This is a genomic window from Loktanella sp. DJP18 (assembly GCF_049310965.1).
In the GTDB taxonomy this organism is placed as follows: Bacteria; Pseudomonadota; Alphaproteobacteria; order Rhodobacterales; family Rhodobacteraceae; genus Loktanella.
In genome coordinates this window covers 1-11,638 of the sequence record NZ_JBMERN010000120.1, presented here as the reverse complement: position 1 = coordinate 11,638, position 11,638 = coordinate 1, and the positions used below count along the sequence as shown (strand labels likewise).

General features: G+C 61.9%; 23 protein-coding genes. All 23 read left to right on the top strand.

Translation table 11 applies throughout. The annotated features are described in order from the left end of the window. The first annotated feature begins 367 nt into the window (after positions 1-367). Entirely contained in the window at positions 368-841 is a 474-nt protein-coding gene (locus tag ACOI1H_RS20760) for a hypothetical protein (RefSeq protein WP_422439856.1), read from the top strand. A gap of 13 nt (positions 842-854) precedes the next feature. Next, on the top strand, positions 855-1,169 hold the full coding sequence (locus tag ACOI1H_RS20755; protein ID WP_422439854.1) for a hypothetical protein: 315 nt from the start codon (positions 855-857) through the stop codon (positions 1,167-1,169). Between the two features lie 146 nt (positions 1,170-1,315). Next, a complete protein-coding gene (locus tag ACOI1H_RS20750) occupies positions 1,316-1,861 on the top strand; it encodes an NADAR family protein (protein WP_422439852.1) in 546 nt (181 codons plus the stop codon). A gap of 77 nt (positions 1,862-1,938) precedes the next feature. After that, positions 1,939-2,400: a hypothetical protein gene (locus ACOI1H_RS20745; protein WP_422439850.1), complete on the top strand. Its 462-nt coding sequence runs from the start codon at positions 1,939-1,941 to the stop codon at positions 2,398-2,400. Between the two features lie 88 nt (positions 2,401-2,488). After that, positions 2,489-3,115 carry a hypothetical protein gene (locus tag ACOI1H_RS20740; protein WP_422439848.1) on the top strand — a complete coding sequence of 209 codons (627 nt, stop codon included), beginning with the start codon at positions 2,489-2,491 and terminating at the stop codon, positions 3,113-3,115. Between the two features lie 338 nt (positions 3,116-3,453). Beyond that, positions 3,454-3,885 carry a hypothetical protein gene (locus ACOI1H_RS20735; RefSeq protein WP_422439846.1) on the top strand — a complete coding sequence of 144 codons (432 nt, stop codon included), beginning with the start codon at positions 3,454-3,456 and terminating at the stop codon, positions 3,883-3,885. A gap of 1 nt (position 3,886) precedes the next feature. Beyond that, the gene (locus ACOI1H_RS20730; protein WP_422439844.1) at positions 3,887-4,072 is read left to right on the top strand and encodes a hypothetical protein; all 186 of its coding nucleotides are present in this window, start codon (positions 3,887-3,889) and stop codon (positions 4,070-4,072) included. A 26-nt stretch (positions 4,073-4,098) separates the two neighbouring features. Continuing rightward, positions 4,099-4,326, top strand: a complete 228-nt coding sequence (locus tag ACOI1H_RS20725; RefSeq protein ID WP_422439843.1) for a hypothetical protein — start codon at positions 4,099-4,101, stop codon at positions 4,324-4,326. Between the two features lie 11 nt (positions 4,327-4,337). Continuing rightward, the gene (locus ACOI1H_RS20720) at positions 4,338-4,616 is read left to right on the top strand and encodes a hypothetical protein (protein WP_422439842.1); all 279 of its coding nucleotides are present in this window, start codon (positions 4,338-4,340) and stop codon (positions 4,614-4,616) included. An 11-nt stretch (positions 4,617-4,627) separates the two neighbouring features. Then, positions 4,628-5,017 carry a cyclic-phosphate processing receiver domain-containing protein gene (locus ACOI1H_RS20715; RefSeq protein ID WP_422439840.1) on the top strand — a complete coding sequence of 130 codons (390 nt, stop codon included), beginning with the start codon at positions 4,628-4,630 and terminating at the stop codon, positions 5,015-5,017. A 47-nt stretch (positions 5,018-5,064) separates the two neighbouring features. Continuing rightward, on the top strand, positions 5,065-5,457 hold the full coding sequence (locus tag ACOI1H_RS20710) for a hypothetical protein (RefSeq protein WP_422439839.1): 393 nt from the start codon (positions 5,065-5,067) through the stop codon (positions 5,455-5,457). A 43-nt stretch (positions 5,458-5,500) separates the two neighbouring features. After that, on the top strand, positions 5,501-5,785 hold the full coding sequence (locus ACOI1H_RS20705; protein ID WP_422439837.1) for a hypothetical protein: 285 nt from the start codon (positions 5,501-5,503) through the stop codon (positions 5,783-5,785). 175 nt (positions 5,786-5,960) lie between these two features. Next, positions 5,961-6,557, top strand: coding sequence for a hypothetical protein (locus ACOI1H_RS20700; RefSeq protein ID WP_422439836.1), 597 nt, complete (start codon positions 5,961-5,963; stop codon positions 6,555-6,557). Positions 6,558-6,800: 243 nt separating this feature from the next. Further along, positions 6,801-7,091 (top strand): hypothetical protein, encoded by a 291-nt coding sequence (locus ACOI1H_RS20695; RefSeq protein ID WP_422439834.1) that lies wholly within the window; start codon positions 6,801-6,803, stop codon positions 7,089-7,091. Between the two features lie 139 nt (positions 7,092-7,230). Then, on the top strand, positions 7,231-8,361 hold the full coding sequence (locus ACOI1H_RS20690; protein ID WP_422439833.1) for a hypothetical protein: 1,131 nt from the start codon (positions 7,231-7,233) through the stop codon (positions 8,359-8,361). A 217-nt stretch (positions 8,362-8,578) separates the two neighbouring features. Next, positions 8,579-8,740: a hypothetical protein gene (locus ACOI1H_RS20685; RefSeq protein WP_422439831.1), complete on the top strand. Its 162-nt coding sequence runs from the start codon at positions 8,579-8,581 to the stop codon at positions 8,738-8,740. A 28-nt stretch (positions 8,741-8,768) separates the two neighbouring features. Then, positions 8,769-9,059: a hypothetical protein gene (locus ACOI1H_RS20680; RefSeq protein WP_422439829.1), complete on the top strand. Its 291-nt coding sequence runs from the start codon at positions 8,769-8,771 to the stop codon at positions 9,057-9,059. A gap of 10 nt (positions 9,060-9,069) precedes the next feature. Continuing rightward, positions 9,070-9,567, top strand: coding sequence for a hypothetical protein (locus ACOI1H_RS20675; RefSeq protein ID WP_422439827.1), 498 nt, complete (start codon positions 9,070-9,072; stop codon positions 9,565-9,567). Positions 9,568-9,645: 78 nt separating this feature from the next. Continuing rightward, positions 9,646-9,978, top strand: a complete 333-nt coding sequence (locus ACOI1H_RS20670) for a hypothetical protein (RefSeq protein ID WP_422439826.1) — start codon at positions 9,646-9,648, stop codon at positions 9,976-9,978. A gap of 366 nt (positions 9,979-10,344) precedes the next feature. Further along, positions 10,345-10,497, top strand: coding sequence for a hypothetical protein (locus ACOI1H_RS20665; protein ID WP_422439825.1), 153 nt, complete (start codon positions 10,345-10,347; stop codon positions 10,495-10,497). 128 nt (positions 10,498-10,625) lie between these two features. Then, the gene (locus ACOI1H_RS20660; RefSeq protein ID WP_422439823.1) at positions 10,626-10,808 is read left to right on the top strand and encodes a hypothetical protein; all 183 of its coding nucleotides are present in this window, start codon (positions 10,626-10,628) and stop codon (positions 10,806-10,808) included. A gap of 11 nt (positions 10,809-10,819) precedes the next feature. Beyond that, on the top strand, positions 10,820-11,329 hold the full coding sequence (locus ACOI1H_RS20655; protein WP_422439822.1) for a hypothetical protein: 510 nt from the start codon (positions 10,820-10,822) through the stop codon (positions 11,327-11,329). A 50-nt stretch (positions 11,330-11,379) separates the two neighbouring features. Further along, positions 11,380-11,638 (top strand): hypothetical protein (locus ACOI1H_RS20650; protein WP_422439821.1); only part of this gene is annotated, 259 nt, incomplete at its 3' end.

The following is an 11,638-nucleotide window of genomic DNA, read 5'->3' as shown; positions in this document are numbered from 1 at the left end:
CCAACGAGCGAACAGCACCTTCAAATCCCACGACGGCAAGACGTGGGACGCAGATCTGCACGCCGGCGAGATGTTGGCGAGATGGCTCTTCCTGAAACCGAAAAGCGGGCTCACGCCCGCCTTGTGACAAGCGTCTTCCGATCGGTATGAGACATCACGATGCTCACACCGATCAGGAAGCCCTGGATTTCAATCCGGGGAGCTTCACGAGACCTGGTCTCATCGCTACGGTCCGTATCCGAATGAGGCGACGACCCGGTCGGAGCTGAGCGCCTACGCGGCGACGCTCTGAAAAAGCAGGTCACGGTCGCCCGCTCTCATCGGTGAGAGCGGGCCCCCGGCCCCACTAGATAAAAGGGATACGGCAATGTCGACCAACATCTACGCAGGCAAGGTCAAGGCAGATACAGATGGCATCACCTACATGGGCCCCGTCATCGATTTCGATTGCTGGGAGCCTGACATGTGGGCCGAGGATGGAGGGGCGCGCGCCGATCGCGGCGAGGACCCTTACGTGCCTAATCCACGCTACGTCCCCTACGCGGGCATGAACCTCAGCAACCACAACGCCGAGGCGCTGTGCGACCTGCTGGGCCTGACCCTCGACGACGGGTCGATGGGCGATTTCCCGATCGACGAGGTCTTCACTGCCGCGATGCGTGGCCGCAACGGTGCTGCTGCCAGCTACACCGAAGCCGGCAGTGTCGTGACAGGCACCGCTGGTGCTGCTATCCACCATGGTGGTATCGCTGACGGCTACATGTCTGGGCGGATCAGCCAGCTGATGGCTCTGATCGCCACGGCTCGCCCGTTGGGTGCCACCCACATCTGCGTCTGTTAAGGGAGTGTCCATCATGCCAAGGCCTGAACCCAGTGATGCCGACATCAGAGAGGCCGATGACCTGTTCTCACACGACACCACCTATCCGCCCGAGAACGGCATGACCCGGCGCACGCCCTGCCCGAGCTGTGCCTTCGTCACATCGCCTGAAAGCGTCCGCCCAGAAGACGTCACCATCGCGGCGCTCGAGCGGGCCGTGGCCGACTACGACGACTTCCTCTGCCACTGCGCCGACGCGCATGGCAAGGTCTACACCTGTGCCGGCTGGGCGGCCCGTTTCGGTGCCGACAGCTCGACTGTCCGGGCCAAGCCCGTCGCGGATGCGTGATCAGAGCGGCCGGGTCGCGGGGCACCCCGCGACCCGGCCGCATTTTGTATATTTCGGGAGAGCAAGCTTTCCGGACCCCACCTTCCCGTGAGCGTGAAGGTGGTGCGCGTGCAGCCCGCCTGCGGAAAAACTGAGAGGGTTACGTCATGAATTTCGAGTTCAAAGAGCAGGATCGCAGCGCGCTGGAAGCCGAGAATGCCATCCTCGGCTTTGACGGGCCGACGCGATTCCTGTCGAACTTCGCCGACAGCACCGTGGTGATGTATGGCATCAGCTTCCCTACGGTCGAGCATGCTTTTGCAGCAGCAAAGCTGGACCCCAACGGTGGCGTCCATCCCCGCGAAGCGGTCTTTGCTGAGATGCGCGTCATCGCAGCCGCATCCCATCCCAATGCCGCCAAGAAGCTTGGCCGGCGCAAGGTCTGGGAGGGTCGCCCCTTCATGCGTCCCGACTGGGACACGGTGAAGGAGGATCTTATCCTCACGCTGCTGCGCCGCAAGTTCGAAGATCCCGATCTGCGGCGGCGCCTGCTCGACACCGGCGATGTCCCTCTCGTGGAGCTGAACACCTGGGGTGACGACATCTGGGGGATGATCGAGGAAGATGGTATTCTGCGCGGCCGCAACATGCTGGGCGAGATGCTGATGCACGTTCGCGCCGAAATTCGGCATCAGGTCGCAAACGCGGATTGACCGACTTGCAACGATCGATGTGCTATTGCAGAGCAAATGCGCATCGCTGATGCTTCCGCAAAATCGAGGACTCATTCATGGTATTCAACGACAAACCGCCACTGCATCTGCGCATCATGATCGCGATACAGGATTGGGACGCCAGGCGTCAGGGCAGAAAACCATTGCCTCTTTCCGCGCGTGGAGGTCAATGGATCGTCGCGTTATACTGGCGTCAAGAAATTCGTCACCACAGAATGGTTTCTGTGCATCATCCTTATCCCGCGACCATGATACCCTTTGTCCCTACAGCCATAACACAGAAATTCTACATCACCGTCTCTCATTCCGGTATCGAGTCCATGAAAATCGTGCGGATCACAACGCCGATTGAAGACGGCGCTGCCGTAAATGCCTTCTTCACAGGTGCCCTTGAGCACGGGATTGCCGTGAAGGACATACTGAAGCACCCCGACCTTCAGGATTATGATCCTTTCAGGATCTGGCACAGGGATAAGAAAATCCTCAAGATCGAACCGGGGTCGATGAAATTCAAATGAAACAGCCACGACAGATGCCGCGCGGTGCGCCCTTGCAGGGCAGAGGTGCGCCGCGCAGCATCCAGAAAAACAGACAGAGGATGAAACCATGCAGACCATGACCATCTCTTCCCGCCCAACGATGCTGACCTCCCTGACGCTCAAGCGCAGTGAGCTCACAGCCATCCACGCCGTCCTGGATCATGCCGGCGTCGCAACCGCCCGCCACCTCGACGCACTGCTCAAGCCGCACGCGGGCGAAGAAATCTCCATTCCTCTCACAGAGCTGGTGATCATGATGGCGCATATGATGAACATTGCGCAATCCGACAGGATGGTCTTCGCCATGTCCCCGTCAGGCTCGGAGGCCGATCCGTCGTCCGAGGCCGGGCCTGCAACCCTTGACGAGGATGCCGTCGCAACGGCAGGCACCCTGATCGGCCGCAAGGACATGGTCAATATTGCCGACCTGCCGCTGCGCCACACCATGGTCCAGACAGCCCTGAGGTCCATGGCGCGCGATGACCTGATGGGCGTCGCTGTGCTGCCAGAAGACCTTGGCGCCGTCGCCTACTTCTCGTCAGACAAGGGGCTGCGCTCTTACGGACAGAGCTCTCTTGTCCAAGGCGATCACGGCTGGTTCGGGATCGTCATGACCATCAATGGTGGCATCCCGAACGACGCCGATGCCTGGGGCATCCTCAAGCAGGCGAACGCAGCAACTCGTCAGGGCTGACGGTTCGGAAAAATCGCACGACCCTGCATTTTTTCATTTCCGAAGCGCGCCAAAGATATCCATATTGAGTTTGTGGCTGATTTGGTCGTCTCCACGGACTCCTTTGGTTGATGGAGGCCAGCTCGCCCCTCGGGGCGGGCTGGCCTTTGTTATTTCGGCCAGGGACCGAAAGAGTTTGAGGGAAAGACCTTCCACGAAACAGCGCCCTCTCATGGGTGAGAGTGCGCGGTGTCCTGAAAGACTGACAGGCACGCGATGCATCCAAGATTTCCGCAAGCCGCGATCACGCACCACGTATCAAGAAACGTAATGCCGATCGCCAAGAAAGGTGAGAGCCCATGCCTGCCAAGTCAGACGCGCCCTTCGGCGACTACACCACGGCGAAGCTCGACTACCTCGCGGCAGCCAGCAAACGCATCGACGCCGAGACCGGCGAGCGTGGTGGCATCGCGGTGAACCGCATGCACGCCCGCCCGCTGCATCCTCACGGGTTGCGCATGATCCGCGACGGCCTGATGCGCATCGCCCGCCACGATAGCTTCACGAAAACCTGCCGGCACACGGTTCTGGTCATCACCGATGATGGCCTGGCGGAACTCGCACGGCTCAATCGCCGCGCCGCCAAGATCCAGCGCCGCGACGACGCCCAGACCCCGACACTCGATGCTCTGAAGCGTCCCCGCATTCCGGCCATCATCCGGGCCCGCAAGACCCGTGCCATTGCCTTCCTCGCGGAAAGCAAACAGCACCTGCGCCTGGTCGCGAACTGACATGGACAAGCTGACACGAGACCGCGTCGATTTCCTGCGCCAACTTCACAGCCAGGTCTGCTTCGCGGATGGCGACCACCCTGACGAAAGTGACACGGCATATTCGTGTGGCGCCGATGCCATCGAGAGACTGGCGGCCATTGATGCCAAGGCCAAGGCCAAGACGCCTGACGCACCCGCACGCTGAAGGTGTAGCGGGCGTGTCAGGACGGCATGGCTGGAGAGACGCGGATAAATCGAAAATCACGAAAGCGAGCAAGCAACATGGCACAAAAAGCACTTATGCGGACCGCACTTTGGACCGAAATCAGGGAAGCACTTCTGCAAGACTTCCCCGCTTTGGACGTTCCATTGATGGCACCGCCTGCGCTGACGAAGGTGATCCAGGCAAACGCAGATTACATCCTGGAACTCAGCGACAGCAAAACGCACACCATTTGAGGGAAAAGCGCATGTCTGATCTGAAATATCGTGATGAAATCGACAACATGGCAAGACCGGAATGGTCTGCCATGGACGGTCCTGACCGTGGCTATGACGCTGCCTTGCGTGGCGCGATCGACATAGCCTGGAGCGCAGACGAGGAAATTGCGCGACTACGCGGGATGCTTGAGGCCAACGGCCTGAACCCTGATATCGAATACATCGCCAAAGGCGGGGTGCGGATCAACGCTCCGCTCCCAAACGGACACCGGCAATCGTGCGCGTGTCCCGATTGCACTCCATTTTAGGGAGCCTACCAATGAACTACGCCCTCTTCATCGACGATGAGCGCTTTCCTGCGAAGGACCGCGATGCCGTCGGGCGGCCTTGGATCATTTCGCGTAGCCTTGACGAGGTGCGCGACGCCATCGCCGAGCTGGGCGCTCCTGCCTACGCAAGCTTCGATCTTGACCTGGGTGACCAGGTGCCCAGCGGCCTCGATATCGCCAAGGCAATGGTCAATGCCGACATGATCGCGCGCTACGGCAAGGTCGGAGATGAGACCGACGCACTCGCCTGCGGCTTCGACGAGGTCGGGTTTCGGTTCCCTGAAGGGTTCAGTTTCACTGTCCACTCCATGAACAGCGTCGGCGGCCCCAATATCCAGGCCTACCTCGCACGCTACCTCGGGCTCATGGATCGCGACTGATCTACCCTCGCCTGCCCCTCCTCGTCGCCTCAACGGAGTTCCTCCGCATGCAAGACATTGTCCGCAACTACACCGTGACCCTCAGCCAGATCACGATCCAGACCGCAGCCCAATCCTCCGATGTGGCTGTCGACCTGGTCCTGAAAGCCGAGAATGCGCCGTTCTCGGCTTTCATCTCCGTCTACCAGGACGATCCGGTGCCGCGCGTCAACGCGCGTTTAGGAGCTCCACACGGACGGGACTCTGGCCCATTGGACCCGCATGGTGTCTGGCGCGCAGACCGCGTCCCACTCGACGAGGGCGGATATGACGCCGGCGGTGCCTACTGGGGTCTGCGCCCGATTGGCGTCTCGCTCTATGCGGTGCAGGACGGAATGGGTAACATCTCCTTTGTCGATGCCCCCAACAAGACCGGCGCCCTGCAACAGGCCGCAGCCTGATCGCCCTCTGATCGCCCTCTGATCCCCCAACAGGAGACCAACGATGTTCGCCAGCACCTTCATCAACGATCCGACGACGGCCGAGTTCTATCATCGCCGCATCTATGCCCGCTGCATGGGACCCATCGACAACTTCTGCGTCATGAACAACGCAGCAGCCCCGGCTTACCACGACTGGGATCAGTCGACCGGCATCGAGGGCCTGATGGCCTGCGTGCGCAAGTGGCACCAGCCGGACGGACACGGCTCCGACGCGCAGATCCGCTGCGTCGCGGAGCAGATGATCGAGATGGCGACGCTGAAGGGTCATCTTCCCGCCGCCGTCTGACAGATCACGGCACAGCATTTCAGGCCGCGTGGGGTATGCCCCACGCGGCCTTTTTTCGTGTCCGAACAGGGATTCAGGGGAAGAAGGGGAGACGCGTGCAGACGCACGCATCGGCGGTCCACTTTGCGAGACCGCCGCCGCGCGCGTCCACATCACAGGGAAAAAGGAACCCACGATGAGCACCATGACCGCAACGATCATCGCTATCGCAATGTCGCAGACGACGAAGGGCAACCCGAAGGCGGATTTCACCCTTCGCATGGAAGATGGCTCCGAGATTCCCGGTCGTGCCTGGACCGAACGTGCAGAGGCGATCGCCGCCAAGGGTGTCGGGGCCGAGCTCGCGTTCCGCGGCCGCATGATCGAGAAGGCCAACCGGTTCTTCGCGGCCGGCATGATGCAGATCCTCGAGATCGACCCCAAGGCGATCGAAGATTACGGCATCTTTGAAGGCCGCACCCTGGGTGCCGGCGAGTCGCTCGTCATCTCCGACAACCCCCGCGCGCCAAGCACCCGCATCATCGCGCTGGTGCTCGACGATGTGAGTTCCGAGGACATCGCAGACGCTGTCGAGACCGCTGCGACGATCGACGGCGCGGCGTGGTATGACGTGCTGGCCAGCCGCGACAAGCTGCTGCTGCGGCCCTTCGTCGAGATCAGCATGCGCGCGCCGGGCACATACATGCCCCTGCTGAACCTGATCAGCGACGAGACCTCGGAGGCCATCGACGCCGCACAGGCCGTGCTGACGCCGGTCGCCGAAGAGGTCTGAAGACCAACCCACAGGATAAACAGGCCGGCCACCCGAAGGGGTGCGCCGGCCTGTTCTTTTTCCATCCCCAAGCTATTTCCGGTTTTGCGGAAAACCCTGAGTTGTGCGATTCGATCTTTTCGAACAAAAAGGTCGCATTCCCGGCTGCCACCGGGCCCCGATGCCAGAAGGTTTTCGATCATGCTCAACTCTGCTCAGCTGTGTGCCGTCCCTGCCATTTCGAAAGCCCACCTTCTCACGGTCATGTCGCCTGACGATCTTTTTCAGGACCTCATCGTCACGGCAAACCAACAAGTGGCGAACGATGCCGCAAACCTTGATCTTGAGCCCGCCTACGATATCCGCAGCACCATCACACGCATCGCCGATATCCTGAAGTCTTTCTGTTGCGTAGGGAAACGCCCGATCCATGATACGGGGCTGGAAAAAATGCTGGCCGCTGCCGCAAAAATGACGAGTGACGCCTTCGTGCACTTCGAGGCTGACGCCACACAGCACATGGATGACGCACAAGATGCGACACGTGTCGCCTGACCAAGCAATTTCAGACACGCCTGTGCCGCGGCAACATAAATTTCCAAATCAGAGGGTCGGTTAAATATCCAGCTCGGTGCCAGGCCCTTCCTGGGTGAAGGGCCAGTCGCCGGCCAGGAAAATCCACCAGGAGAGTTTCATGTTTGCAATGCCGCTGGCGAAGATCAATGCCGCCATCAAATCTGTCGTGGCCCGCACGCACAACATGCCCGAGGACATGCGCAAGGCCGAGATCGAGGCCGTCATCGAAGAAGGCTGGAACCGCGTCATGGCGAAGGCCGAGACCTACGTGCAGGGCTCGCACATCATCGCGCGCGGCGGATATTTTTCCACTGTCTCGATGGGCAACTGGCACACGCTGTGTGCCGCGGCCGGCGTCGACCTGGTGCCCTCGCGCGTCGTGGCCGTCATCAACCCCGTCGAGGCTTTCGACGTCATGATGAACGGCGTCAACGACCGCAATATGAACTTCCTGCACCAGATCGCGAACGGCATCCAGGATATCGCAGAGGATGAGATCATCCGCTTCGACAGCTGTGCCGCCAAAGCGCTGAAATCAGAACTGACCCTCGGGCGCGACACAAGCACAGTCACGCAATGGCGCGGCTGGCGCCGCACGAAAGACGGCACGGCGATGCCTGATCTGCCCGACCAGCGCATCGTCGAACAGATGATGGAAGATGCGCAGAACAGCACGCCCGTCTGGGTCCGCAAGTGGGTCGAGCCGGTCATGATGGAAGGCTGCGCCACGACCGGATACCGCGCGGCGGTTCTGCCGGATCAGCCTGGCGCACTGGCGGACGACGAGGTCCTGCCGGCAGGTGCCGGCACCCTCTTCCCCTGCGAGTGGCGCGTCTTCGTGAAATTCGGTGAAGTCGTGGCCGTTGGCAACTACTACCCGCAGATCGCGCGCGGCACGACGCCCCAGGACGAGGCCGTGGCACTCGCGATGGTGGCCGAGGCCAAGGCCGCTGCCCAGCGCCTGATCGCCATGATGTCGGACGCCAAGGCGATCCCGCACCACCCCAAGTATGAGGATCGCGACGGGTTCGATCCCGACGGGGTGCACTTCTCCCTCGACTTCCTCGAGGTCGCAGACGAGAGCGCGCCCTCGGGTCGCCGCCTCGTGATGATCGAAGGTGGACCGGCACACCTGCGCGGCCCCAACTGGGGTGCTCACCCGATCTCTTTCGGCACGGCTCAGGAGCCTTCGGGTATCGCTCTTTCGATCACGGACATCCGGCCGCGCACCGACCTCGACGCACTGTGACCCAACAGATGAAATGGCCAGCGGTCCCGCGTCGGGATCGCTGGCCATTTTGCGTGGCCCAGGTGCCGTCACACCCTTTCCCTATCAGGTCCGGGTTGAGATCTGGGGTGTGCATACCTGGAGATTGGGTTTTTTCTGCCATCTGGAGTGAGAGAGACCTATCTCCCGCGTGTCCCCGTGGATCATTTGTGAACCACGAGACACGAGGGAGACAGTCATGAAAATGCGCAACGAACAGGCAGCAGCTCTTTTCCACCGCGCCGGCAATGCCGGTGCCGCGGTCGCCGTCGACACGCGCCCGAAATGCGTGCCCGCCAAGAAGCGTCGCAACGACCGCAAGGCGTCCCGTCAGAAGCTGCGGTCTCACAGCTTCGATTGAGACACCGCAACAGCAGGGAGTCTGCGAGATGATCCAGTCCGTCACCGGCCGCTTTGCCAACCCGACGCCGCTTGCCGCCGTCCCCACCACTCCACCCGTCCAGGGACCGGTTCAGATGACCTGGTGCAATGTCGGCCTGGCCTGGTGCGACAACGATTGCGACCATTGCCTGCCGTGGCTTGCCACCTGCGAGACCTGCGACAAGCACGGCCACCAGTGCGGCGACTGGGTCGTCCATGAGCCGGTGCCCGGCTCCGGCAGCGTCGTCACCTACTGCACCGACTGCGCCGAGCATCTCAACATCGCCGCAAATATCTAGCGAGGCCACCATGCTGACTTACCGCGTCACGTCGTTTTCCGATGTTTCGCGCACCATCCGGGATTTCGGCGCGACCCACCTCGTGTCGCTGGTCGATCCCGACATGGATGCGCCACTGACGCCGGACACCATCTCTCATCACCTCGTGCTGAAGATGCACGATGTCGATCACGACCGGAACTTGCCGGGCACGCCGCAGGACGCCCAGGTGGCTGACCTCATTGCCTTCGCGCGCGCCCTGCCAGCGGATGCCCGCGTCGCCTTCCACTGCGTGGCCGGACGCCGCCGCTCGACGGCCGCCGCCCTGATCTGCGATCTGGCGACTGGCCCCGCCGCCACACCGGACCGCATTGATGCCGCCTGGCAGCGCTTGCGAAATGCCCGGCCCGATGCCGATCCCAACCGCGCGCTGCTGCGCATCGCGGACAGCCAGCTCCGCTTAGGTGGTGCGCTGCGCGACCTCAGGGTCGTGCGTCACATGACGCTTGATCAACACGCAAAAGACTGAAGACCGCATCACGGGTCCTGATCCCCCTCTCATTGAGGGGCCCAGTGCCCGCTGAAACCGTTGAGAAGGAAATATCCGATGGCCTACGCAGCAACCCCGAAACGCACCCAGATTGCCATGTCCGGCCTGATCGCAGCACCTGTGGTTTTCAGCGAAAACACCGTGACCTTCAGTGGCCCGCTGACCTTTGACGAGGAAGTGGTCACCGCAGAGCTGACCTATACGGTCGCTGTCGATCCCGACGACCACCGCGCTGTCGCCGACGCCCTGTCCGACCTCTACATGGCCGAGTTCGACGGCTGGTGTGACCGCAAGTCCGCAGCGCGCGCCGCAGAAACCGCCGCAGCACGCGTGCGCGGACCGCGGATGATGCCGCATCAGCCCTGCCCGACCCTCTGGGCCGGCCGTTGACGCACACCTGCCAGACCGGTCATCATTTGCCGAAGGAGGCCTTCATGCCCAATCTGACCCTCGAAGATGCCAGCGACCTCGTGAAGGATCTGACGATTAACGGTCATCACATCGACTGCCCGCTTTGCGGCCGTGCGATGATGACCTCAGAGAGCCCCGAGACCTCTGCCTTCTGGTCGCACTTCTTTTCCAAGAAGCACGATGCCCAGCGCCCGGTAGATCCGTCGCTTGAGGACGCTCTGCGCCAGATCATCAGGCGGACCTCCCGCGCCGCCAAGGCAGCCGAGCGCGAAGCCGCTGCCGCCCTCAAGCAGGCGACGGCCCAGGCCAAGGTCGCCGAGTACGCACGACTGCGCGCGTCACACCGTGACCGGTGCCTTCCTCGACGAGATCGTGGACGAGATGGAAGCGCTGATCTCTATGATGGAACCTTACTACAGCCAGGGCAACGGGGCGGACGACGCCCGCGCCAAGATCGCCGAGATCCGCGCGATCTCAGGTCAGCCGTCAGAGGCTTGACCGACCGGCCAGAAAGACAGACAGAAAGAGAGACAGACAGATGCCCTCGCTGTTGTCCGCCTCCCATGGATGTGAGGCCGCCAACAGCGGGGGCCGAGAGATAGATCCCGACGCGAGGATGCCGCCCGATGTTCGCCATGGCCACCGACGAGATCACCGAGGACGCCACCATCACGAAAGATGGCGCGACCTGCGGTGAAGCGAGCTTCGCAAACCGCGCCCAGCGCCGCCTCTTCGCCGAGCTCATCATCGCCGGCGTCCGTCCTGCCCGTGCTGCCGAAGAGTCCGGCGCCATCTACATTCCCGCCTGAAGGAGAAGACCATGCACCGTGACACAATGATCGCTCACCTGTCCCTCGCACTCCGCAAAAGCTGGGTCCTGACCCTCATTGGCATCTCAGCCCTTCTGGCCGGGGTCATCGTCTTTTCACTGGGGGCCATCATCGGTGTCATGACATTCTACCAGCCGTCGTTCAGTGGCGCGGTCCTGGCGAGCCTGATCTGCATGATTGGCGGCCTCCTCATCCAGGGTGCCGGCGAACGCATCCTGAATTTCTGTGCCTACGAGCAGTTCGGTGCCCCGGACGGTCGCATCTTCGCGGGCTATCTCGGCGCCGTCTGTGAATTTGCTGCGGCCTACGGCGCCGTCTTTGGTCTGGCCATCGTCATCACCACGTCGATCGCCCTTCTTTTCGTCCCGTTCAGCGTCCATCTCGTGGCGCTTCTGCTGATCGGCATTGTGGTCAGCTTCGTCAGCATGTTCGAGATGCGCCTCACTGCGGGCCCGGTGAAGATCAACCTGCTGGCGCCGGGCGGTGCCAAGCTGCTTTGACGCCACGCCTGCCGGATCATTCACTCCGACAGAAAGACAGACAGACAGCCATGAGCGATCACGCCGACCGTCCCGCATACACCTATGACGACGCCCCTTCGCGGCTTCTTGTGCTGCTCGCCGCCATCCTTGCCGTGACGGCCGGCCTCATCGTCGGTGCTCTCGCGCTCGTCAGCCCCGATGGCACGCTGTCGCCCGAGATGCTGATTGCTGCGACGATCTCCACCTACGTGGCCGCCTGGCTGGCCACAGCGGCGCTCACCAAGTGGATCGGGTGCAATACCACCTACCTCGTCTACCGCCCGCTTG

Bases quoted from the DNA above. Each gene is read 5' to 3' on its own strand.
- ACOI1H_RS20655 (WP_422439822.1), top strand. From the start codon at position 10,820: ATGCACCGTGACACAATGATCGCTCACCTGTCCCTCGCACTCCGCAAA.
- ACOI1H_RS20745 (WP_422439850.1), top strand. From the start codon at position 1,939: ATGGTATTCAACGACAAACCGCCACTGCATCTGCGCATCATGATCGCG.
- ACOI1H_RS20735 (WP_422439846.1), top strand. From the start codon at position 3,454: ATGCCTGCCAAGTCAGACGCGCCCTTCGGCGACTACACCACGGCGAAG.
- ACOI1H_RS20710 (WP_422439839.1), top strand. From the start codon at position 5,065: ATGCAAGACATTGTCCGCAACTACACCGTGACCCTCAGCCAGATCACG.
- ACOI1H_RS20660 (WP_422439823.1), top strand. From the start codon at position 10,626: ATGTTCGCCATGGCCACCGACGAGATCACCGAGGACGCCACCATCACG.
- ACOI1H_RS20715 (WP_422439840.1), top strand. From the start codon at position 4,628: ATGAACTACGCCCTCTTCATCGACGATGAGCGCTTTCCTGCGAAGGAC.
- ACOI1H_RS20675 (WP_422439827.1), top strand. From the start codon at position 9,070: ATGCTGACTTACCGCGTCACGTCGTTTTCCGATGTTTCGCGCACCATC.
- ACOI1H_RS20685 (WP_422439831.1), top strand. From the start codon at position 8,579: ATGAAAATGCGCAACGAACAGGCAGCAGCTCTTTTCCACCGCGCCGGC.
- ACOI1H_RS20680 (WP_422439829.1), top strand. From the start codon at position 8,769: ATGATCCAGTCCGTCACCGGCCGCTTTGCCAACCCGACGCCGCTTGCC.
- ACOI1H_RS20755 (WP_422439854.1), top strand. From the start codon at position 855: ATGCCAAGGCCTGAACCCAGTGATGCCGACATCAGAGAGGCCGATGAC.
- ACOI1H_RS20670 (WP_422439826.1), top strand. From the start codon at position 9,646: ATGGCCTACGCAGCAACCCCGAAACGCACCCAGATTGCCATGTCCGGC.
- ACOI1H_RS20695 (WP_422439834.1), top strand. From the start codon at position 6,801: ATGTCGCCTGACGATCTTTTTCAGGACCTCATCGTCACGGCAAACCAA.
- ACOI1H_RS20720 (WP_422439842.1), top strand. From the start codon at position 4,338: ATGTCTGATCTGAAATATCGTGATGAAATCGACAACATGGCAAGACCG.
- ACOI1H_RS20690 (WP_422439833.1), top strand. From the start codon at position 7,231: ATGTTTGCAATGCCGCTGGCGAAGATCAATGCCGCCATCAAATCTGTC.
- ACOI1H_RS20700 (WP_422439836.1), top strand. From the start codon at position 5,961: ATGAGCACCATGACCGCAACGATCATCGCTATCGCAATGTCGCAGACG.
- ACOI1H_RS20730 (WP_422439844.1), top strand. From the start codon at position 3,887: ATGGACAAGCTGACACGAGACCGCGTCGATTTCCTGCGCCAACTTCAC.
- ACOI1H_RS20740 (WP_422439848.1), top strand. From the start codon at position 2,489: ATGCAGACCATGACCATCTCTTCCCGCCCAACGATGCTGACCTCCCTG.
- ACOI1H_RS20705 (WP_422439837.1), top strand. From the start codon at position 5,501: ATGTTCGCCAGCACCTTCATCAACGATCCGACGACGGCCGAGTTCTAT.
- ACOI1H_RS20750 (WP_422439852.1), top strand. From the start codon at position 1,316: ATGAATTTCGAGTTCAAAGAGCAGGATCGCAGCGCGCTGGAAGCCGAG.
- ACOI1H_RS20760 (WP_422439856.1), top strand. From the start codon at position 368: ATGTCGACCAACATCTACGCAGGCAAGGTCAAGGCAGATACAGATGGC.
- ACOI1H_RS20725 (WP_422439843.1), top strand. From the start codon at position 4,099: ATGGCTGGAGAGACGCGGATAAATCGAAAATCACGAAAGCGAGCAAGC.